Consider the following 19,862-nt stretch of genomic DNA (forward strand, 5'->3'; position numbering starts at 1 on the left):
CAGCTTAATTTTAAGCAACATTACCAAGTACATTGTTCATATATTTTGTCTTGATTTTTCAGGCCATTATACCTTGCGTGCTTCCTGTGCAGCGTCAGAATTGTCTTTATCAGAAAATCCCCGTGCCGAATTAAGTATAGAGCGTATAAAGCTTCTGCCCATCTCACCCCATTTATTGTTATTATTATCGCTATAAAGACCGATTAAACTCCATATCTTGCGTTTGTAATATTCGCCCTCTAAAACTGTAAACTCGCAATCTAAATAAATCGCACCGCTGCTTTTGCTTTTGGTGGCATAACCGCCATGCCAGCCTTGCGATTCATCGTTATAACCACCTCGTTTAATATGGATATTTACTTTGGCTATTGTGCCTTTCGGTACTAAGTCATAATTTGCTTGTAAAACAGCTGTATTGAAATCGTAATAATTCATATTGTTAATCCTATTTTAATTGATTATTGTTTTAGTGTTGATTTTATCCATTAGGTTACCAAGATGTGCCGGCTCAATCGGCTCTAACTTACCTGATCTATCTTTTGCAGGGTATCCATAAGGATTATTGGTATGATTGATAAAAACCCTCTTATCTTCCTTTTGTGTCATGGTAATAACTTGGTCGACAATAGCGGGCAGCTCTAACGCTGTTTTACTACCGTCAATTTGCAGTCCAAAATACTTGCGGTTAGCATCGTCAACTCTTTCCTCTAAGATGCCGACAAACCAAATATTTTTATCTCTTGTATGCTGTAAGTGAGTTAGCCAGCTAATCATTTCCTGACCATGCAAGCCGTACATAGCTCTTAAATCCTCTTTACCTGTACGCTCACTAATTGCCTGCGGTTGCGACTTACACCACTGCAAACACAAACGACCCGCAACAGTAATAGAGTCAATAAAAATAGTTTCGTATTTATCAAGGCTAGCAGCTGCACTAAAACGCCTACAAACATCTTCATAATGAGCTTTGCCGTAAATGCCGTTATCTTTAACCGCAGGACTAGCTCCACCGATAAATACCGCAAAATCTCTACATTCCTGCCATGTTCTAGGGCGTATACTATCGCCTTGCCAGCCTGAAACTGCTAAGTCCCCAGCCTCTAGGTCAAAAAACAGTGTACTTTCAGGCGGCAATGTATAAAGTAGACTTGTTTTTCCGATGCCGTATTTGCCGAAGATACAGCCCTTAATCCCTCGCTTTTCAGCTAATCGCTCATCAGCACTTATGATAGGTAATTTATTCATAGTACCCCTCCAACTCTAACATAAATTGATCAAGCGTAATTCTTTCAATATTAGTATCATCTAGTTTAGTTAGTTTATAGATAGGCTTACCGAGCTTTATTATCCTAGCGGCATTTAACTGGTGTTTTATCTTTTCAGGTAAAGCGTTATATTTTGCTTCGGATATATGGTAAGTGACCTCAACATAGTCAGGTATATTACCGCCCTTAGCTACAAAACCTGCTAGTAGCCTACCTAGTATGTCTTGATTCCACTCGACCTTTTTAGGTATGTCGTTAGTTATTTTAAAATGCTGCTCGTCTATATGAATAATGCCGCTGTCTTTCTCTAGCCTTTGACGTTTTGTTTTCATAAATACGTCGTACTTTAAAGCTATTGCCGAATGTATCCACTCTCTAAACTTCTTAGCTTCATCTAGCCTTTTATTAGCTTCCGTTAAATACTCATATAATTGCTTTGTTTCATATTTAGTAAGGCTTCCTATCGGTACATTTAGAATGTTATCAGTAGTTAAGTTCATAGTCATAATTTCCTCCTTTTTAAATTGAACTTGTACTTACAACATTCTCTATATTTTAAGCCTTTTCAACCCCGTGTTTATAACATAAACTTGTTTTCATTTATAAGTCTTAGCCCTAAGCGAAAAAGCTTTTCAAACTAGTTCATAACATAAACACCTCCACACAAGCCTATTTTTTTGCTTTATAAATAAATTAAACACATGAAAGTCTAAACAGGTTTCGCACTCATAAGTTTCCTTAAAAAATGAAAATTAGCGAGCTACTGTAGACCTCTAATTTAATTATTGAGGTACTTATGAAATTACAAATTTGGATGAAGATATTTGAAGTTACAACTAAGGAAGCAGCAAGATTATTTAAAGTCTCGCATACTAGTATTTATCATTACATATATTTAGGCGTAATTCCTAAACCAAAAGTTATGCAAAGAATTTACAGAGCAACTAACGGAATGGTTTCAGCTAACGATTTTAATGATACTGCTCCTGAGATATTAGAAAAAGAGTTATTAGAACAAGCAAAACTAAACGAAACAAAAAAAGAGGATGATCGAGTATGAATAATAAAGCAATATTAGCCTTAGATTTAGGCACTACTACCGGCTGGGCAATACATAATAAAGACCAAGTAATTAAATCAGGTACGATAAATTTTAAGCCTAACAAGTTCGAGGGCGGCGGTATGGTATTTGTGCGTTTCAGAAAATGGCTTGTAGATATAAAAAACAGTGAAGAAGACGGCATTGACCTTATTTATTTTGAATCTGTCAGGAGTCACAAAGGCACGGATGCTGCTCATAAATACGGCGGGTTTTTAGCTACCTTAACAGCTTTTTGTGAACATCATAAAATACCTTACTTAGGTGTACCTGTCGGGACAATAAAGAAACATATAACTGGCAAAGGTAACGCTACCAAATATGCGGTGATAGACGCTGTTAAAGAAAAAGGCTTTGTTCCAGTAGATGACAACGAAGCTGATAGCTTGGCGCTGCTTGATTATGTTTTAGTAAAATACAATAACGGAAAACTATTGTGACAAATACAGAAATAACCATATATGAAAATGCCCATAATGAAGCTCAATTAATTATGCAGGATAAACGCAGCAGTGAAGAAATATACGACTCAATTTTAGGAAGAATAAGGCAAATGTACAATGGTAAATTGCCGGAGCAGGAAGTACACGAAGCAGCAAGAAGATTGATTGAATTTGTAAAAATTATTATGGAAGTAAGTATTAGGCAAGAAAAAGAAAAAAACAATAAGACTTAAGTATCAATTGACTTTTTTGGGGAGTTATATATAAAATTATACCTGAAGTAGCTAAGGCTATTTCGGGGCCTCACATCCTCTTATCAACGTGGTATTTGTACCAACCATAAAATGGTACAATCCTCAACTTTATTATGGTTGGGGTGTTAATAGCTATGTCCAAGGTCTAGAGCGTAAGCTTTAAACCTAAAGGCTATTATGGCTGTCGTTGATGGTTTTGTGAACTCCCCGACCACCAAGGTTTTTTTCTTCGGTGGTTACAACTTAACTCAATTAAGTATAATGGGAGCAAAATATGACCACTCAAAACAATTTAATACCTCAATCAATCTTTTTATTAGAACCTCCTTATAATTCTAGAAGTCAAGAACTCACGGCAGAAATTGCTGCTTATTGTGAAAAGCATGAACTTGGCACGCTTGAAACAATTGAATTTACAAATCCTTTTGATCATGAAAATTTGCGTAAATTAGTGAAACTTGTAATAGCTAAGGAAGTCAAACCTGTTACGGTTATAATTAACGGGCTTTCTATTCATGAATCTATTAAGAAAACATTATTAGCAGTACTTGGTACACTTGAATTATCTGAACTTATTAAAGTTAGTACTTATTCGGTGACAAAACACGGCATAGTACTAAGACATTTAAATAACGAAGAGCATGATCTTATAGCTAAAGCCATGATTTTTGCCGAAAGATATGGGTTTGATGAATGGAAAAGATTTGAATCAATATATGATAGAGCTGAACCAAGCAATTAATATCACTTAATTAAAATCAAATTAATTCAAATTAAATAGAGGTTAAAATGCCTAATAGAAAAATATTATCTATTTTTAGAAAAAATAATAAACAAGAAGAACCGGAAAAAGGTTTAAGAAAGAAAATAAAACAACAAATAGCAGAACCTTTAACCAAGGAAGACATAGAGAGAATAAACGAACGCTTAACGATATTAGAAAAAATTTTGAGAAGTAAATATTAATTTTTCACTAGAGTAATAAATTACAGTATCAACAACTAAAGTAATCTTAACATATAACTAATAAATCAAATTAATAATGGAGTTTAAAATGCCTTACTCACAAAAAACGCTAAGAGAACTAAAAATAACAATACTAGCATGCCAGTTATCATCCTCCGAATCAGATAGGATGTGGCTTAATATGACGCAATGTTACTTGCATATGGAACGTGATAAACGTAGACAAGTTTTAAGTGAAAATCGTAAAAAAAGACACAAAAAAATTAAACCTGATGACGAACAAGTAAAAGAATTATCACTCGATGCTCAAAAAAATCGTTTAGAGGAATGTAGTAGACGTAAAAATTTAGAAGTGCTTTAAACTTTTCAAGTTTACTGAATTTTCATAGTAGGTGACGGCAACAAGTAAGGTAACCAATGTAGTTTAAAATGTTTTTATCACAAAGAAAAGTGCCAAAAAAAGCCGTACTTTTCTCAAGAGTATCACACCCCGATCAAGATGACACATATTCGCTGGATGGGCAGAAGTTCCGTTCAGGAGGCTATTGCGTGCGTAATAATTTAGAAGTCATAAAAGTTTTTACTATTGTTGAATCTTCCATAGTTGGTAAACGTAAAAAATTCATGGAGGCTATGAAATTTACTAATGATTATGCTAAGAAACATAAAGAAATAATAGCAGTAGTAACCGACAAAGTTGATAGGCTACAACGAAGCTTTAAAGAGTGCGTTATGTTAGGTGAACTTATAGAACAAGAAAGAATTGAGTTACACTTTCCAGCTGATAGTTGTGTTATTCATAGATATTCAACATCACAGGAAAAAATGATATGGAATATTTGGGTAATGATGGCTCAAAATTACGTTGACAGCTTACGTGATAACGTAAAACGTAGTATTGAGCAGAAACTACGTTGCGGGGAGTGGATTAGTACTGCTCCTGTCGGTTATTTACATAATACGGATCAAAGTAAAAAAGGTGCTGATAGAATATATGTTGACCATATTAGATCGCCGTTTATAAAGAAAATATTTGAGCTATACGCTTCAGGATTACATACTCTGCCGGAAATATTAAAAATGACCAAAGAGTGGGGTTTAACTAATTCAAGAGGTTATCAAGGTTATTTATGCAGATCGCATATTTTCGAGATTATCCAAAATCCTTTTTATTATGGAGTAATGAAACTACAAAAAATCGGTCAATATTTTCCACATATATACCCTCCTATAATTAGTAAAGAGTTATTTGACAAATGCCAAGATGTACGACTCGGAAGAAAGCAAAGCTCATATAAATATAGAGAAAAGGAATTTATATTTAGAGGATTAATTAAATGTGGTAATACAGGGAAAGTTGTAACATCTGTAATAAAAAAAGGAGTTTACACTTATTTAATAGTATGGGATGCAATTAATCCTGAAAGAGCAATATATATAAAAGAAGAAAAGATATTAGAGGAAGTAGAAGAAGTTTTAGAATCATTGCAATTAGAACCGGAATTTTTACAAGAGATAATAAAATATATAGAAACTTCCGCAAATGCAGAGCATGAATATTACAAGAAACGTATAAGAGAGTTAAATGTAGAAAGTACTAGATTAAAGGATTCTATGGATAGATTAATAAATTTATATATCAAGGGACAAATAAGCGAAGAGAAACACGAAGAAAAAAGATTAGAATTAGAGCAGAAACGCAAAGAAATAACAAAGGAAATTGAAACACGTGATAAAGATGATGATAGCTTTACAAAAATGCTAATTTCCTTGATATCAACAGCCTCAAGTGCCTATAAGATATTTAAAAGTTCCAGCGTGAGCGAAAAAAGCGTTTAGTGCATTTAATATTTGGGAACTTAATATTGAGACCTGAAAAGCTTGACTTTATGCTGCGTTCGCCGTTTGATACATTGGTGAATTTGCCTAAAAATGGCGAATGGTACCCGCGGCCGGACTTGAACCGGCAAGAGCTTACGCTCCACGGATTTTAAGTCCGTTATGTCTACCATTCCATCACGCGGGCAAGATTCAGTGTACAGTATATTGCATACTGTATTTAATTCTAAGGTGACAGATTAATAAAAAAAATGAAAAAAAGCAAGTACTTTTATTAGGTTCTGCACAGGAAATTTAAATTATTTATATTTTTATATGAAAATTAATTGTGTTAACAGTGCCATATTAGTAAATTTAGTGGTATTTGGTGACAAGTGCGAGGGTAGAACCTATAGGAATAGGCGAGACGACAAGTAACGAAACACCAAATGCTAATCAATTTACTATATGGCTAAATAATACAAGATAGCACTACATAATATGAAAAAGTTAAAAAATAAGCTCATTTTTACTATTATTTGTTAGATAATTAACTTAAATAGTGACAAAATAGTAATAATATGATAGATTAGTTTTAGAAAGTAATACTTTCTCTTGCATGTTATTGACATGTTTATTGACAAATGCCGCAAGATAGGGTAGTTTTGCATAATGAATTTTTATCGACTCTTGTATTAAGTAGGCTTAAATTTAAGTTTTAGTTATTATAAGCGGAGTTAAGTTCAAATAAGTAATTTCTATCTAATATAAGGTTTTTATGTCTATAAGTGGTAAAGTTAAGTGGTATAATTCGACGAAGAATTTTGGGTTTATTGAACAGAATGATGGTGGCAAAGATGTGTTTGTACACAAATCAGCCGTAGACCAAGCAGGTTTACATAGTCTTGAGGAAGGACAAAATGTAACTTTTGATCTTGAAGAAAAGCAAGGAAAAGCCTATGCTGTTAACATCAAAATCAAATAAATATATTTTATAATACCAACAACAGCTATCCAAAATTTTTTATAATTTAGGATAGCCTAGTCATCTTTATCAAAATAGTAAATATTTTGTTTTTGTCTTATAATAACCTATATAATATAATTTAAAGTATAATAAATTATTTCTGCTAGAGGGTATGAAAATACCTTAAATTTAAACGTTATTATTCTAGCGTGAATAAGATTCTGAATAGCTTTATTATTCATTATCATTTTATATATTTAATTAGGGTTTTCTAATCTAAATTAAGCATATTTTTTGATTCAGGATAATTATATAAGTCGTTATTTTAATTTACTATAACTTATTTTTTATACAATAGACCTCTTGCATAACTTATCTTACGTAGCGTACATAGTTAAGTACGTGAGGATGAAAAGGCAGAGTCGATGTCTTAATTATCTTTAGAAATGGGGTATGTAAGAGGTCTAATCAATAATGTGCATATTTTGATTAAAACTATATATGGATTATATAATGAAAAACTTTAATTTACCTGAAGAATTAATTACTGCACTTGAGAAAATGAATATAACTGAGGCTACTGAAATACAAAAGCAGTCGATCCCGGTTGCTATGTCAGGCTCAGATATACTTGCTTCTAGTCAAACAGGTTCGGGGAAAACCCTTGCTTATTTGCTTCCTATAATTAATTCATTTATTGAAAATAAAACTACTGCTTTAGTACTTGTTCCGACAAGAGAGCTTGCAACTCAAATATGTAGTGCTTTGACTGAAGTAACTAAGTCTTTTAAAATAAATAATGCAGTTTTGATAGGCGGTGAACCGATGCCTAAGCAATTTATGCAACTAAAAAAGAATCCGAAAGTGATTATCGGTACTCCCGGGCGTATAATCGATCACTTGAACCGAGGCAGTTTAAAAATTGATGGCATAGGTATAACTGTGCTTGATGAAATGGATAGAATGCTTGATATGGGGATGAAAGAACAGTTAGAAGAAATCAACAAATTTTTACCGGCAAAAAGACAAGTTTTAATGTTTTCTGCTACTATGCCAAAACATATTATTGCTCTTTCTCAAAAATATCTAAATAATCCTGTACGTATTACGGTCGGTTCTGCTAATAAAGCAGCAGCAGAAATAAAGCAGGAGTCAATGCATGTTTCCGATAAAGAAAAATTTAGTGAATTAAATAAACAGCTTAGTAGCAGAGAAGGATCGGTAATTATTTTTGTAAAAACTAAACGTTCTGCAGATCAGTTAGCTAAAATGTTAAGATATGAACATCATAAAGCGGAAGCTATACACGGTGATTTAAGTCAGCGTCAACGTGAAAAAGTAATTTTATCTTTCCGTAAGTCAAATCATAGAATAATGGTAGCAACGGATGTAGCGGCTCGTGGGCTTGATATTCCTCATACACAGCATGTTATTAATTACGATTTACCAATGTGTCCTGAAGATTATTTACACAGAATAGGTAGAACAGGTAGAGCAGGTGCTACGGGGCATGCATTATCGTTTATCTCGCCTGATGATGTTATTAGATGGCGTGCTATTGATCGTTTAATAAATAAGGGTGAATCTACACCGCGTAGTGAGTTTAAGAACACTAATAAAAATAATCGTAAAAGGTCATTTGATGGTGGTAGAAGAACTGATAGTGCTAATAAAGGATTTAGTTCTGCTGGTAATAATCGTAAAAGAACTTTTGAAGGCGGTAATTACGGTAATAAAAAACGTAAAGCATCGTAGTTTAGATCTACGTCATTGCGAAGAAAAATTGAAAATTTTGACGAAGCAATCTTGCGCTAAAATCTTGAGATTGCCACGCTCATTTCAGTCGCTCGCAGGGCATTGTTGCGTGGATATAAAAAAGTGCTCAGTGTCATACCGTGGCTTGACCACGGTATCCATAAAAACAATTAAAATACTAATAATTTAGTATTTTAAACTGGATCCCGCGATCAAGTCGCGGGATGATCCACGCAATAAGGTCCGCTCGCAATGACGGCTTAGTATTCACGCAGGCAATGTAGGTACAAGCCATGGTATGACCTAGAGCATATTTAAGGAGGATAAATTCATACTTTTTAATTTTTCACGATTTCAATCTATATTTAATATTTTATTTATATTAATAATTTCTTTTCCTGGTGGTTTAATTTATTTACTTACCGGTTCGACCCTTTCCTTTTGGCTTCGAGAATCCGGTTTTGATAAAATCACTATCGGGCTTTTCAGTTTAGTTAATTTTATACATATATTTAAGTTTTTATGGGGACCTTTACTTGAAAAAATAAGTTTTTCTCCTTCAAGTAAGAGAGGTTATAAATATTGTTTAATTATTGCTTTAGTTAGTTGTATTTTTTGTGTGTATGTTCTAACAAATTTTAACCCTAACACTAATTTTATACCATTTGCTTTATGCTTAGTAGCTGTGGCATTTTTTTCTTCCATTTACGATATGTTATTGCAGTCTTCGCAAATGCTACTGATTACAAATAAAAATTGGGGTATAAGCGAAGCGGCTTGTACTACCGGTTTTAGAATCGGTATACTTATATCTGGTTCGGGATCGTTATATTTATCTACTATCATATCTTGGCAAGAGGTTTACCGCGTGATGGCGATTTTATGTATACCATCATTACTGCTAATCATACTCTATCCGCTTAAATTTAAAGATAAGGCGATTGCTAATAATTTTGATAGATTTTGGCATGCTTTTTATGACTTTATTAAGAAGCCTAAATGGTTAATAATTGTTAGCTTCATGCTTCTATATCGTCTTCAAGATAATTTTCTTTCAATTATGCCAAATATGTTTTATCTCGATATCGGCTATACGAAAAAGGATTTAGCTCTTGGCTATAAAGCCTTTGGTATGTGTGCCGCTATATTTGGCGGTTTTATAGGCGGATTTTTATGTCGAAAATATGAATATTCTTATTTACTTAAGAGAGCATTAATATACCATGCTTTATCTAGTCTATCTTTCATATTTCTTTATTTTTATAATCGCGATATTACAAGTCTTTATATAGCGGTCTTTTTTCAAGAATTTACTAAAGGCTTAACTATGTCGCCGTTTTTTTCTTATCAACTAAAATGTAGTAGTAGCAGATATTGCATAACTCAGATTGCTTTGATTACATCTATTACTTATGTTAGCACTATATTACTTGGTAGTATTTCGGGTTATGCAGCTACTTATCTTGGGTGGAATTACTTTTTTGTAGTTGCAGGATTTTGTTTTATACCGGCTTATATATTAATTAGATATTTACCTAAATATACTCGATGAACTTGAAAAATTGGCTACGTCGTCTTTGTAAGTCCTCGGATGCTCACGTATTATTATACGCTCCGCTCCTCGGCTTACAGCCTCCTTGCTCTTTTCCAAGTTGATCTTCGTATACCGATTCTTCATTTTACTTTGGATTATATAAGAGGTCTTGTATAATTTAAATTGTCGATTTATAATAATCAACAAATTTATTAGTGTGATTTAATTATGTTTATTCAAACTGAAGATACTCCCAATCCTGATGCAATAAAATTCTTTCCGGGACAAGAAATAAGTAGTGATCAGCCGGTATTTTTTAGTGAGCTTGCTGAAGTAAAAGGAAAAAGCAAACTTGCAGAATCATTATTTCATATTAATAATGTGAAATCAGTATTTTTCGGTAGTGATTTTATTACTGTTACTAAAAAATCTGAAAGTAATTGGCAAGTTATAAAGCCTGAAATTTTAATGGTGATTATGGATCATTTTGTTTCAGGATTTCCTGTCTTTGAAGAAAGTGCTAAAGCAGATAGTGTAAATCATAACCTTGATGGGCTTTCGGAAATAGAGAAGCAAATTATCGAAATTATTGAAACTAGAGTGCGTCCATCGGTTGCACAAGACGGCGGTGATATAATATATAAAGGCTTTGAAAACGGCATAGTTAAATTAGCTCTTCGCGGTGCATGCCTTGGATGTCCAAGCTCTACTATTACCTTAAAAAACGGCATTGAATCAATGCTTAAACATTTTGTACCGGAAGTGCAAGAAGTTGAAGCTGTAGAAGAAGATTTTGAATAATTTAGGTATAGCATAATTCATAAAGCTTGATACAAGCGAATTTTGTAGGACTCGCCTGTGCTCACGTAGTTTTCTACGCTGCGCAGGCTCGCCTTTAAATTCATCTTGTCTGAAGCTTTCTGAAACACGCTGTATTGCTTAAAAATAGTTGATCTAAAGTTTCTATGTCATTCCCGCGAGGCATTGTTGCGTAGATATAAAAACGCACTAAGGTAGTCATACCGTGGCTTGACCACGGTATCCATAAAAACAACTGAAAATACTAATAATGTTAGTATTTTTAACTGGATCCCGCTATAGGCTCGCGGGATGACAACTGAAAAACTGGTCCACGCAACAATGCTTTTGCGGGAATGACATCTGAAAATGTTTAAATTACTGTTAAGAAGCTATTCTTCCTTTGCAGAATTGATTATATCATCTTGATGCCAAATAATGTAATGTAATGCCACATCTTTTGGGGCATAAATTACGATAGGTAGTTTGCTATTATATCTTAAAAATGTTTCGTCGCCTAAAAATACACTCACCGGCTGCATCGTTGCTTTTACGTTTAGGCATGCCATCATTGTACTAGCAGGGTGAACGCTAACTTGATCTATTACATAATAATTATATCCCCATCCTTCTAAGGTTTTTGTTTCCAGCTTACCGCCAAACCAAACACGATTACAATCTTTCATCGCATTCTTTGTTGCTTGCAATTCTACTTTCAATTTTTCTTCATTAGGCGTTGTAGGTAAATGAATTACATATCGCTTTTGGTCATCTGCCGGTATAGGGTAGGGAGCAATATCTTTTAACGGCTTATTGGTATTAGCTAGTAAATGAGTATTTAAAAAACATAATATAAGAAATAGTATAATTTTATTTGGCATATGATTATTTTTTTAATTAAAATCCATTATCTCGCCTAAAGGAGTTATATAAGAAGAATTTATTTCGCCGTCGGCTATATCAGCACTAAAACCCTCACTATAGTCAACTTCACTATGTTCGTTTATTTTTTTACTTAAAAATAATATAGCATTCTTAAATTTACCGTTTTTATGTATAGGCTGATTATTTAAACTAAAAACCTTCATAGCGAGCCTTTCATTATTCGGTAATATAAAATATATTTCTGATTCTTCACTAGATTTAAAAAATTATGTTTATTACAAGTACCTAATAATAACAAATCATTAATATCTCTATAGTAACTTTTTCTTTAAGGTTTATAATTTTAGGAAATAATATGTAATTATTTTGTATATTTGAAATAAGAATAGTTTGAGAGTTATATTGCTGTTTTTCCAAATATATATTTGCAAAATTAGTTTGTTTTAATTCTGTAAAGGCTAATTCAGTCTTATATTTTTGTTTGTCACTAGAAAAGTTAGGCAGTGTTTCTATTAAATTAAGATCAAAAGAGGTTTCGCTAAATTCTGTATTCAGCATATTATTTTGTTTTAATTCTGTAAAATCTAATTCGGTGTAATAGGTTGTGTTGCCAATATCTAAACTATATGTATGTTGACCTTGAAGTATTTCTTCAAATAAATCTCCCCATATTTCTTGTAGCGTTTCTAATAACTCTTGAATATATTTGTTATCACCTTTAGAATTATTAATCTCATCTGCAAAACTTTTCATTACAAAAAATTTAAAATCTTCTAATTGTTTAGGTTCATAAGATTCAATTTTATTTTGTAATTTCTCTTCTAAATAATCTATCAGTAACGTAATATCCGCAGGAGAATCTTCAGTTATTTTTAGTAATTCTTTTTTATGTTGTTCTAGAATTATACTCATATTTTAATCTAATCCCGTTTCTTTCTTAAAAAAGCAGGTATGTCATGAATATCAGACTCTTTATTATCTTGATCTAGAGTACTAACAACAACGTTTTTGCGTTCTAAAGTTTGATTATTTGAAGTACGCAGAGAACCCCATATTTTTCCTAAGAAGGATGGTTTTTGTGCTTCTCCTTCAGATTTGTTGAAGTTGTTTACATGTAGTCCTAATTCATCTTCATTTACAGTAAAATTTTGATTTATTGGAGAATCGGTAATTTCAATATTTTCGGTACTGTAGCTGTTAAAATCAGGAATTTCTTCTATTTGCGTAGGTTGTGCTATAGCTTCATTATAAGCTTCTTCAGGAACTGTATTGGTAGTTTCAGCTGTTGGTTTATATGTTGGTACTTTATCAGCATCAATACCGGTAGCAACAACCGATACTCTGATAATTCCTTTTAGTTCCGGATTAAATGTTGAACCGAAAATAATATTAGCATCAAGGTTATCTACTTCTTCTCTAATTCTATTAGCGGCGTTGTCAACTTCAAATAAAGTCATGTCAGAACCGCCTGTAATATTAATTAACACTCCTCTTGCACCGCACATTGAGTTATGATCTAGCAGCGGATTTGAAATTGCAGATTCTGCTGCTTTAATGGCTCTATCTTCACCACTAGCTTCACCCGTACCCATCATTGCTTTACCCATTTCGCTCATTACTGCTTTAATATCGGCAAAATCAAGATTAATAAGCCCTGGCATAATCATTAAATCCGTTACCCCTCTAACGCCTGCATGTAATACGTCATCTGCCATTTTGAAAGCATCGGCAAACGTCGTTTGTTCATTAGCAATACGAAATAAATTTTGATTCGGTATTACAATTAAAGTATCAACGAATTGCTGTAATTCAATAAGTCCTTTATCAGCAGTTTTCATACGATGACCGCCTTCAAAATGGAAAGGTTTAGTTACTACTCCGACCGTTAAAATTCCGAGTTCCTTAGCAATGCGCGCAATAACAGGAGAAGAACCGGTGCCAGTACCTCCGCCCATACCGGCAGTAATAAATACCATATTGCTATTTTCTAGGTAACTACGTATCTCACTTTCTGATTCTTGGGCAGCAAGGGCCCCGACTTCAGGAGAAGCGCCTGCCCCAAGACCTCTAGTCGTAGAAACACCGAGTTGTATTTTGTTAGTGCACAAAGAATGCTCAAGCGATTGTGCATCGGTATTAGCTACTACAAAATTAGCACCTTGCAGATTAGCACTAATCATATTATTTACTGCATTACTACCTGCACCTCCGACGCCGAAAACTGTAATGGTCGGCTTTAATACTATATTTTCAGGAGCTTTTATATTTAAAACCATGGTAATCTTTTATTTATATAATTTGTGTTTAAGTATAATAAAAGATTTAGGCTGTGTGAAGAAAAATTTAATTAATATATTTTTGTGCTTTTTGGCTGCAAATTATAAGATTTTTTTGAAATAGGAAACAAAACTATCCTCTCAAAAATCTAATTAATTTTCGCTTAAAAATATAAATAATTAAATTTTTCGTACGCAGAGCCTAAATCTTTCCACAGTATTTTATGAAAAGTTTAAGATAAATTTTCTTTTAATAGAGGAACACCGTTATTATGACATGCTTTGATTAATGCTTTATCATTAGTAGCTATAGGAAGTCCTTCATGCATTGCAGTTAGCAAATAAGTTGTATCATATGTAGTAAGATTGCTGCTTCTTGCAGTTTGTGTAATTTCATGTATGGAAAAATTAAAATTTGATATGTTAAGAGGTAGAGAATTATATAAATCTATAAATTTAACTGTATCTGCTATATGTAATCTATTACGTTTTTCTGATACTAATAGTGTATTAGTTATTTCAAGTTTCCAAAGATACGGTACTGTAGCTCCATGCTTCATACAATTAATTTAATACAAATTTCGAATGTTCGTTTTTTTCATCTTCAAAACACCATGTAATAGCTACAGAGCAGTCTAATCTAAAAGAGCGATTACTCATCTTCTGCCTTCATCTCTAAGCTCTTTAATAGTATAAGGTGCTAATGTTTTACCCTTACTAAATTCAGCAAATTTTTCCACTATATTTTCTATTTTTGGTCTGTGTGTGATTGGTGAAAGCACGGCAACAGGAGTGTTATGCTTACAAATAGTAATTTGTTCGCCGTTTTGTACACGCTGTATTAGATCGGAAAAATGAGTTTTTGCTTCGAGTAGGTTAATTTGATTAGATAAATTTTGTTTCACATAGGTAATATAATAAATAGACTAATTTAATACTAGCCTATTTATAAGATTCTGTACAGCACTATTAATAGTTTAAATTTATATTTTTATATAAAACCTAAGATTGTCCAACCATTTTTTCAGGAACTACTATTTTATCAAATTCTTCTTCCGATAAAAGATCTAGTTTTTTAGCTGCTTCTTTTAAAGTTATTCCGTGTTTATGTGCTTCCTTAGCAATTTTTGCGGCATTATCATAGCCGATATGCGGGTTAAGGGCGGTTACAAGCATTAGAGATTTATCGCGTAAATCATTAATACGTGCTATATTGGGTTCTAATCCTTTAATACAGTGAGTAACAAAGCTATTTACGCTATCTGATAGTAGCTGGGTAGATTGTAGGATATTATATATTATTACGGGTTTAAATACGTTAAGTTCAAGATGGCCGTTTGAGCCGGCAATAGTAACCGTAACATGGTTTCCCATTACTTGGCTGCAAACCATTGTCAAAGCTTCAACTTGCGTAGGGTTGACCTTGCCGGGCATAATTGAAGAACCAGGCTCATTCTCAGGTAGGTGTAATTCGCCAAGACCGCATCTTGGACCGGAGCCAAGCAGCCTTATATCATTTGCTATTTTCATTAAGCTAACTGCTATAGTATTAAGTGTTCCGGAAAATTCTACTAGTGCGTCATGAGCTGCTAAGGCTTCAAATTTATTAGGAGCCGTTTTAAAAGGTTGTTTGGTAAACTCTGCTACTTTCTCGGCAAATTTTATATCAAAGCCTATTCTTGAGTTAATACCTGTACCTACTGCCGTTCCGCCTTGTGCAAGTAAGTAAACTTTTTTTAGCGCATCTTCTATACGTTCTAAGGCATACTCTATTTGTGTAATATATCCTGAGAATTCTTGTTTGAGAGTTAGAGGAGTCGCATCTTGTAAGTGAGTGCGTCCTATTTTTATGATTTTATCCCAATCTTTTGACTTATCTTGCAAAGAGGTAAGTAAATTATTCAAAGCCGGTATCAGTTGCTGCTTAGTTGCAAGTACGGTCGCTATATTCATAGCGGTTGGGAAAGAATCGTTAGAAGACTGACCTTTATTAACATGATCATTAGGGTGTACCGGTGATTTTCCCCCTTTCTTGCCTGTGAGTTCTTCATTAGCTATAGAGGCAATTACCTCATTCATATTCATGTTTGTTTGTGTTCCGGAACCTGTTTGCCAAACTACTAAAGGAAAATTATCGTCAAATTCGCCGTTTAGAATTCTAGTCGCGGCTTTATCGATACTTGTAGCTATTTTAGCTTCTAAATCGCCAAACTCATTATTAACTGTCGCAGCACATTTTTTTAAAATAGCAAGAGCATGAATTAAAATTTCAGGCATTTTTTGCCTGCCTATTTTAAAATTTTCTAAAGATCTTTGAGTTTGAGCGCCCCAATAAAATTTTCCTTCTATTTGAATTTCTCCAAAAGAATCGCTTTCAGTCCTGTAATTTTTCATAATTTGTTAAATGTTATATAATTATCTATTTTTTTCATAAAATGATCACTTACTGCGTTTAAATCTAATTGTTCAGCTAATTTAGCAAAGCTATAATATAATTTATCTTTAAAAGGAAGCTTTTTTAGATTCTTAGCAATAAATACTAATGTGCTTTCTATCATAAGATTACGATTAAAACTATAAAATTTTTGCCAATGTTCGTTATGTTTAGGTTCAGAAGATTCTATATAATCGGAATATATAGGTTTAGTAATTACTGCTTTACCTTGATATATATCAAATATAGTATTATTAATTAATCTTTCATTTTTGAGATTATTGATTACTTTATCAAAAAAATTATTTAATATAGCCTTTGTTATCGCTTCTTCTGCAAATTCGTTTATAAATATGTCTAATTGTCTTTCAAAACTCTCGATAATTTGTTCATTTTGTCCCCTTTTCATGACTTTTCTCTCAAATATTATTGATATAACTAAGTTATGATTTAAAATTTAGGTTCTTGCGTACGGAAAATTAAATTAATCTGTTTTTGTTCTTTTTGGCTGCAAATTATAAGATTTTTTCCACAGAACTTATTTACTTTTCGATATAAATAAGTAGACTAAATATTTATATCGAAGTAAACAAAAAACAATATTTGATTCATTAAAAAAATTTTTAGATGTAATGTATAAGAGGTTATATGTAAATATATTTTAATTGATAATTTAAAGAGTGTTTTTAGCAAAAATTAATAAGATTTTTGAAGGAACTAGTTATTCGTATTTCAAAAAAATCTTATAATTTGCAGCAAAAAAGAATATAATTAGCTTTAAAATATATTTACAGATAATCTCTAATATAATAAGTGAAAAATTATAGAAGCAGCATTTGATACGTTAAGACTTTCTACTCTCTTAGAAATAGGGATTTTGCCTAAATAATCACATGTTTCTTCGACTAATCTTCGCATGCCCTTATCTTCTGAACCAAATACTAATGCTATTTTGTCGGAAATTAATTTATTGGTAAAGTAGTCATTTGCAGAACCTGTTAGACCTATAATCCAAAAGCCGTGTTTTTTAAGATAATTCATACATGAGCGTAAGTTAGTAACTTTAATAATAGGTATTAATTCTAAAGTACCGCAAGCTGCTTTAGCAATGCCTCCGCTTTCATTCGGAGAATTATCTTGAGGTAATATTATAGCATTTATATCAAAAGCAGCAGCACTGCGAATAATTGCTCCAATATTTTGTGTATCTGTTATTTGATCAAGAATCGCAATTTTACATTTGGGAGCTTTTATATCTATATCTTCTAGATTGTAAGAAAAGATCGGCCTAACTTTTGCGACTATTCCTTGATGCGCTTGATTTTCCAGTAATTTAGATAAAAAATCGTTATTAACAATTTCGTAAGATCTAGTACTTATTAATTTTTTGTTTGCATCAAAAATTTCCCTAGTGCATAAAATATTTTCAATTTGACGTTTTGGATTATTAAGAGCAGAAAATACAGGATGTTTCCCATACATATAATAATAATTTTTAGAATCAAGTTTTTTATTTTGCATCTTATTGAAAACCGCCAGTAATTTGCTCTTGACAGAAACTACTATTTATTATAGAAAGTTACAACTAAATAAATGTGCAAGCTGCTATTTGTTTATTTGATAATTCGGCAAGAAGTTTTATTAGGTCCTAATACTAATTTAGATATTGTATTTTACAGTGAATTAGTCTATTTAATACAGTAAAGTTCTTTAGGAGGGGTGGCCGAGTGGTCAATGGCAGCAGACTGTAAATCTGCCCGCGTAAGCGTTCGAAGGTTCGAATCCTTCTCCCTCCACCACTTAAATGGTTCAGGGAAGCATATCATTTTATTTTAAAAAATTTCATGTATATATGTTTAATTTTTATTTAAAAATAAAACATAATTGTGTATATTTATAAATCTGAATAAAATTGATATAGCACTGTTAACAAAATAGCTTTGAAATTATTTTATTAATAGTGCCACAATGCGGGTGTAGCTCAATGGTAGAGTTCCAGCCTTCCAAGCTGGCTGCGTGGGTTCGATTCCCATCACCCGCTCCAGAGATAGTGGTGACAAATAAATTTAGCAAAAAAATGCACTTATAAAAAATTAACTTGTATTAAACCTAAAAAATTGTAGAGAGTAATAATATGGCAAAAGCAAAATTTGAACGAACTAAACCGCACGTTAATATAGGTACTATTGGTCACGTAGATCATGGGAAAACCTCTTTAACGGCAGCAATAACTATAGTACTTGCTAAGACAGGTGGAGCAAAAGCTACAGCTTATGATCAAATTGATGCTGCTCCTGAAGAAAAAGAAAGGGGTATAACTATTTCTACTGCACACGTAGAATATGAGACTAAAAATAGACACTATGCACACGTAGATTGTCCGGGACACGCTGACTATGTAAAGAACATGATAACCGGTGCTGCTCAGATGGACGGTGCAATATTAGTAGTTTCTGCTGCTGATGGTCCTATGCCGCAAACTAGAGAGCATATATTACTAGCAAAACAGGTGGGTGTACCTGCTATGGTAGTATTCTTAAATAAAGTAGACATGGTGGATGATCCCGAATTAGTAGAACTAGTAGAGATGGAAGCAAGAGAATTATTATCAAAATACGGTTTCCCGGGAGATGAAATACCTTTCATTAAAGGTTCTGCTCTTCAGGCTTTAAATGGAGAAGCTAAAGGGGAAGAAGCTATTAATGAATTAATGAATGCAGTGGATAGCTATATACCGCAACCTACTAGAGAAACTGAAAAACCTTTCCTGATGCCGATAGAAGATGTGTTTTCTATTTCAGGAAGAGGTACTGTTGTAACCGGTAGAATAGAAGCTGGTAAAATTAAAGTTGGTGAGCCAGTTGAAATAGTTGGAATGAGAGACACAACAACCTCTACCTGTACTGGTGTTGAGATGTTTAGAAAGCTTCTTGATAGCGGTGAAGCAGGTGATAATGTTGGTATATTATTACGTGGCGTAGAGAGAGAAGCAGTGCAAAGAGGTCAAGTTCTTGCAAAACCGGGTAGTATAAAGCCTCATGATGAATTTGAAGCCGAAGTGTATGTGCTTAGTAAAGAAGAAGGCGGTCGCCACACTCCATTTACTAACAACTACCGTCCACAGTTCTATTTTAGAACAACTGACGTTACTGGTACGATAGAATTACCGGCTGATAAGCAAATGGTTATGCCTGGAGATAACGCTAATTTTAAAGTTAAGTTAATTGCTCCGATTGCTATGCAGGAAGGGTTAAAGTTCTCTATACGTGAAGGCGGTAGAACAGTTGGTGCTGGTGTAGTAACAAAAGTAGTTAATTAATTGATTTTATGAATACCTATTATTTTTTAATAATAGGTATTCATATTTT

The 19,862-nt window shown here is 33.0% G+C and carries 24 protein-coding genes, 3 tRNA genes and 1 pseudogene; 14 read left to right on the forward strand and 14 right to left on the reverse strand.

Annotated elements, in window-relative coordinates:
* Positions 1-66 precede the first annotated feature (66 nt).
* Genes AC1Z7D_RS00350 through AC1Z7D_RS00360 form a run of 3 tightly spaced genes read right to left on the reverse strand, consistent with a single transcriptional unit; the run spans position 67 to position 1,771 of the window.
* On the reverse strand, positions 67-435 hold the full coding sequence (locus AC1Z7D_RS00350; RefSeq protein ID WP_482601223.1) for a hypothetical protein: 369 nt from the start codon (positions 433-435) through the stop codon (positions 67-69).
* Between the two features lie 15 nt (positions 436-450).
* Positions 451-1,245 (reverse strand): ATP-binding protein, encoded by a 795-nt coding sequence (locus AC1Z7D_RS00355; protein WP_482601224.1) that lies wholly within the window; start codon positions 1,243-1,245, stop codon positions 451-453.
* On the reverse strand, positions 1,238-1,771 hold the full coding sequence (locus AC1Z7D_RS00360) for a hypothetical protein (RefSeq protein ID WP_482601225.1): 534 nt from the start codon (positions 1,769-1,771) through the stop codon (positions 1,238-1,240). Before AC1Z7D_RS00360 ends, AC1Z7D_RS00355 begins: the two co-directional genes overlap by 8 nt.
* A gap of 290 nt (positions 1,772-2,061) precedes the next feature.
* Between AC1Z7D_RS00360 and AC1Z7D_RS00365 the strand changes: the two genes are divergently transcribed.
* The 7 genes from AC1Z7D_RS00365 (at position 2,062) to AC1Z7D_RS00395 (ending at position 5,866) form a co-directional block, all read left to right on the forward strand.
* Positions 2,062-2,325, forward strand: coding sequence for a helix-turn-helix domain-containing protein (locus tag AC1Z7D_RS00365; RefSeq protein WP_482601226.1), 264 nt, complete (start codon positions 2,062-2,064; stop codon positions 2,323-2,325).
* On the forward strand, positions 2,322-2,804 hold the full coding sequence (locus AC1Z7D_RS00370; RefSeq protein ID WP_482601227.1) for a crossover junction endodeoxyribonuclease RuvC: 483 nt from the start codon (positions 2,322-2,324) through the stop codon (positions 2,802-2,804). Before AC1Z7D_RS00365 ends, AC1Z7D_RS00370 begins: the two co-directional genes overlap by 4 nt.
* A complete protein-coding gene (locus AC1Z7D_RS00375; protein WP_482601228.1) occupies positions 2,801-3,040 on the forward strand; it encodes a hypothetical protein in 240 nt (79 codons plus the stop codon). Before AC1Z7D_RS00370 ends, AC1Z7D_RS00375 begins: the two co-directional genes overlap by 4 nt.
* Positions 3,041-3,335: 295 nt before the next feature.
* A complete protein-coding gene (locus AC1Z7D_RS00380) occupies positions 3,336-3,803 on the forward strand; it encodes a hypothetical protein (protein WP_482601229.1) in 468 nt (155 codons plus the stop codon).
* Between the two features lie 47 nt (positions 3,804-3,850).
* Entirely contained in the window at positions 3,851-4,027 is a 177-nt protein-coding gene (locus tag AC1Z7D_RS00385; protein WP_482601230.1) for a hypothetical protein, read from the forward strand.
* A gap of 88 nt (positions 4,028-4,115) precedes the next feature.
* Complete coding sequence (locus AC1Z7D_RS00390; RefSeq protein WP_482601231.1) at positions 4,116-4,388, forward strand: hypothetical protein; 273 nt, start codon at positions 4,116-4,118, stop codon at positions 4,386-4,388.
* A gap of 68 nt (positions 4,389-4,456) precedes the next feature.
* Positions 4,457-5,866, forward strand: coding sequence for a recombinase family protein (locus AC1Z7D_RS00395; RefSeq protein WP_482601232.1), 1,410 nt, complete (start codon positions 4,457-4,459; stop codon positions 5,864-5,866).
* A 101-nt stretch (positions 5,867-5,967) separates the two neighbouring features.
* On the opposite strand, the gene AC1Z7D_RS00400 is transcribed toward AC1Z7D_RS00395, so the two are convergent.
* Positions 5,968-6,053, reverse strand: a tRNA-Leu gene (locus AC1Z7D_RS00400).
* A gap of 570 nt (positions 6,054-6,623) precedes the next feature.
* Here AC1Z7D_RS00400 and AC1Z7D_RS00405 point away from each other — a divergent pair.
* The 4 genes from AC1Z7D_RS00405 (at position 6,624) to AC1Z7D_RS00420 (ending at position 10,902) form a co-directional block, all read left to right on the forward strand.
* Positions 6,624-6,830 (forward strand): cold-shock protein, encoded by a 207-nt coding sequence (locus AC1Z7D_RS00405; RefSeq protein ID WP_341787564.1) that lies wholly within the window; start codon positions 6,624-6,626, stop codon positions 6,828-6,830.
* A gap of 495 nt (positions 6,831-7,325) precedes the next feature.
* The gene (locus AC1Z7D_RS00410) at positions 7,326-8,567 is read left to right on the forward strand and encodes a DEAD/DEAH box helicase (protein WP_482601233.1); all 1,242 of its coding nucleotides are present in this window, start codon (positions 7,326-7,328) and stop codon (positions 8,565-8,567) included.
* A 331-nt stretch (positions 8,568-8,898) separates the two neighbouring features.
* A complete protein-coding gene (locus AC1Z7D_RS00415; RefSeq protein ID WP_482601265.1) occupies positions 8,899-10,119 on the forward strand; it encodes an MFS transporter in 1,221 nt (406 codons plus the stop codon).
* Positions 10,120-10,329: 210 nt separating this feature from the next.
* Complete coding sequence (locus tag AC1Z7D_RS00420; protein ID WP_482601234.1) at positions 10,330-10,902, forward strand: NifU family protein; 573 nt, start codon at positions 10,330-10,332, stop codon at positions 10,900-10,902.
* Here the strand turns inward: AC1Z7D_RS00420 and AC1Z7D_RS00425 are convergent.
* The 10 genes and pseudogenes from AC1Z7D_RS00425 to rlmB form a co-directional block, all read right to left on the reverse strand.
* A pseudogene (locus AC1Z7D_RS00425) lies at positions 10,885-11,037 on the reverse strand (palindromic element RPE3 domain-containing protein); the annotation flags it as partial. The gene AC1Z7D_RS00420 and the pseudogene AC1Z7D_RS00425 sit on opposite strands and share 18 nt — an antisense overlap.
* A gap of 254 nt (positions 11,038-11,291) precedes the next feature.
* Entirely contained in the window at positions 11,292-11,780 is a 489-nt protein-coding gene (eco, locus tag AC1Z7D_RS00430; RefSeq protein WP_482601235.1) for a serine protease inhibitor ecotin, read from the reverse strand.
* A 12-nt stretch (positions 11,781-11,792) separates the two neighbouring features.
* Positions 11,793-11,987: a hypothetical protein gene (locus AC1Z7D_RS00435; RefSeq protein WP_482601236.1), complete on the reverse strand. Its 195-nt coding sequence runs from the start codon at positions 11,985-11,987 to the stop codon at positions 11,793-11,795.
* 82 nt (positions 11,988-12,069) lie between these two features.
* Positions 12,070-12,696: a hypothetical protein gene (locus AC1Z7D_RS00440; protein ID WP_482601237.1), complete on the reverse strand. Its 627-nt coding sequence runs from the start codon at positions 12,694-12,696 to the stop codon at positions 12,070-12,072.
* 8 nt (positions 12,697-12,704) lie between these two features.
* The gene (gene ftsZ, locus AC1Z7D_RS00445) at positions 12,705-14,060 is read right to left on the reverse strand and encodes a cell division protein FtsZ (protein ID WP_482601238.1); all 1,356 of its coding nucleotides are present in this window, start codon (positions 14,058-14,060) and stop codon (positions 12,705-12,707) included.
* A gap of 233 nt (positions 14,061-14,293) precedes the next feature.
* Positions 14,294-14,620 carry a type II toxin-antitoxin system VapC family toxin gene (locus tag AC1Z7D_RS00450; RefSeq protein WP_482601239.1) on the reverse strand — a complete coding sequence of 109 codons (327 nt, stop codon included), beginning with the start codon at positions 14,618-14,620 and terminating at the stop codon, positions 14,294-14,296.
* Positions 14,621-14,716: 96 nt separating this feature from the next.
* A complete protein-coding gene (locus AC1Z7D_RS00455; protein ID WP_482601240.1) occupies positions 14,717-14,965 on the reverse strand; it encodes a type II toxin-antitoxin system Phd/YefM family antitoxin in 249 nt (82 codons plus the stop codon).
* 97 nt (positions 14,966-15,062) lie between these two features.
* Positions 15,063-16,454, reverse strand: a complete 1,392-nt coding sequence (gene fumC / locus AC1Z7D_RS00460; protein ID WP_482601241.1) for a class II fumarate hydratase — start codon at positions 16,452-16,454, stop codon at positions 15,063-15,065.
* Positions 16,451-16,903, reverse strand: coding sequence for a hypothetical protein (locus AC1Z7D_RS00465; RefSeq protein ID WP_482601242.1), 453 nt, complete (start codon positions 16,901-16,903; stop codon positions 16,451-16,453). The genes fumC and AC1Z7D_RS00465 overlap by 4 nt, the downstream gene beginning before the upstream one ends.
* 392 nt (positions 16,904-17,295) lie before the next feature.
* Positions 17,296-18,015, reverse strand: coding sequence for a 23S rRNA (guanosine(2251)-2'-O)-methyltransferase RlmB (rlmB, locus tag AC1Z7D_RS00470; protein WP_482601243.1), 720 nt, complete (start codon positions 18,013-18,015; stop codon positions 17,296-17,298).
* Between the two features lie 192 nt (positions 18,016-18,207).
* On the opposite strand from rlmB, the gene AC1Z7D_RS00475 reads away from it, so the two are divergent.
* The 3 genes from AC1Z7D_RS00475 to tuf all read left to right on the forward strand — a co-directional run bounded on the left by AC1Z7D_RS00475 (position 18,208) and on the right by tuf (position 19,813).
* Positions 18,208-18,293, forward strand: a tRNA-Tyr gene (locus tag AC1Z7D_RS00475).
* A gap of 171 nt (positions 18,294-18,464) precedes the next feature.
* Positions 18,465-18,538: transfer RNA gene (locus AC1Z7D_RS00480), tRNA-Gly, on the forward strand.
* 90 nt (positions 18,539-18,628) lie between these two features.
* A complete protein-coding gene (gene tuf, locus AC1Z7D_RS00485) occupies positions 18,629-19,813 on the forward strand; it encodes an elongation factor Tu (protein ID WP_482601244.1) in 1,185 nt (394 codons plus the stop codon).
* Positions 19,814-19,862 lie beyond the last annotated feature (49 nt).

Source organism: Rickettsia sp. (genome assembly GCF_965035265.1).

Excerpts from the sequence above, each read along its gene's own strand:
- AC1Z7D_RS00350 (WP_482601223.1), bottom strand. The coding sequence starts at position 435 with ATGAATTATTACGATTTCAATACAGCTGTTTTACAAGCAAATTATGAC.
- AC1Z7D_RS00355 (WP_482601224.1), bottom strand. The coding sequence starts at position 1,245 with ATGAATAAATTACCTATCATAAGTGCTGATGAGCGATTAGCTGAAAAG.
- AC1Z7D_RS00360 (WP_482601225.1), bottom strand. The coding sequence starts at position 1,771 with ATGACTATGAACTTAACTACTGATAACATTCTAAATGTACCGATAGGA.
- AC1Z7D_RS00365 (WP_482601226.1), top strand. The coding sequence starts at position 2,062 with ATGAAATTACAAATTTGGATGAAGATATTTGAAGTTACAACTAAGGAA.
- AC1Z7D_RS00370 (WP_482601227.1), top strand. The coding sequence starts at position 2,322 with ATGAATAATAAAGCAATATTAGCCTTAGATTTAGGCACTACTACCGGC.
- AC1Z7D_RS00380 (WP_482601229.1), top strand. The coding sequence starts at position 3,336 with ATGACCACTCAAAACAATTTAATACCTCAATCAATCTTTTTATTAGAA.
- AC1Z7D_RS00385 (WP_482601230.1), top strand. The coding sequence starts at position 3,851 with ATGCCTAATAGAAAAATATTATCTATTTTTAGAAAAAATAATAAACAA.
- AC1Z7D_RS00390 (WP_482601231.1), top strand. The coding sequence starts at position 4,116 with ATGCCTTACTCACAAAAAACGCTAAGAGAACTAAAAATAACAATACTA.
- AC1Z7D_RS00395 (WP_482601232.1), top strand. The coding sequence starts at position 4,457 with ATGTTTTTATCACAAAGAAAAGTGCCAAAAAAAGCCGTACTTTTCTCA.
- AC1Z7D_RS00405 (WP_341787564.1), top strand. The coding sequence starts at position 6,624 with ATGTCTATAAGTGGTAAAGTTAAGTGGTATAATTCGACGAAGAATTTT.
- AC1Z7D_RS00410 (WP_482601233.1), top strand. The coding sequence starts at position 7,326 with ATGAAAAACTTTAATTTACCTGAAGAATTAATTACTGCACTTGAGAAA.
- AC1Z7D_RS00420 (WP_482601234.1), top strand. The coding sequence starts at position 10,330 with ATGTTTATTCAAACTGAAGATACTCCCAATCCTGATGCAATAAAATTC.
- eco (WP_482601235.1), bottom strand. The coding sequence starts at position 11,780 with ATGCCAAATAAAATTATACTATTTCTTATATTATGTTTTTTAAATACT.
- AC1Z7D_RS00435 (WP_482601236.1), bottom strand. The coding sequence starts at position 11,987 with ATGAAGGTTTTTAGTTTAAATAATCAGCCTATACATAAAAACGGTAAA.
- AC1Z7D_RS00440 (WP_482601237.1), bottom strand. The coding sequence starts at position 12,696 with ATGAGTATAATTCTAGAACAACATAAAAAAGAATTACTAAAAATAACT.
- ftsZ (WP_482601238.1), bottom strand. The coding sequence starts at position 14,060 with ATGGTTTTAAATATAAAAGCTCCTGAAAATATAGTATTAAAGCCGACC.
- AC1Z7D_RS00450 (WP_482601239.1), bottom strand. The coding sequence starts at position 14,620 with ATGAAGCATGGAGCTACAGTACCGTATCTTTGGAAACTTGAAATAACT.
- fumC (WP_482601241.1), bottom strand. The coding sequence starts at position 16,454 with ATGAAAAATTACAGGACTGAAAGCGATTCTTTTGGAGAAATTCAAATA.
- AC1Z7D_RS00465 (WP_482601242.1), bottom strand. The coding sequence starts at position 16,903 with ATGAAAAGGGGACAAAATGAACAAATTATCGAGAGTTTTGAAAGACAA.
- rlmB (WP_482601243.1), bottom strand. The coding sequence starts at position 18,015 with ATGCAAAATAAAAAACTTGATTCTAAAAATTATTATTATATGTATGGG.
- tuf (WP_482601244.1), top strand. The coding sequence starts at position 18,629 with ATGGCAAAAGCAAAATTTGAACGAACTAAACCGCACGTTAATATAGGT.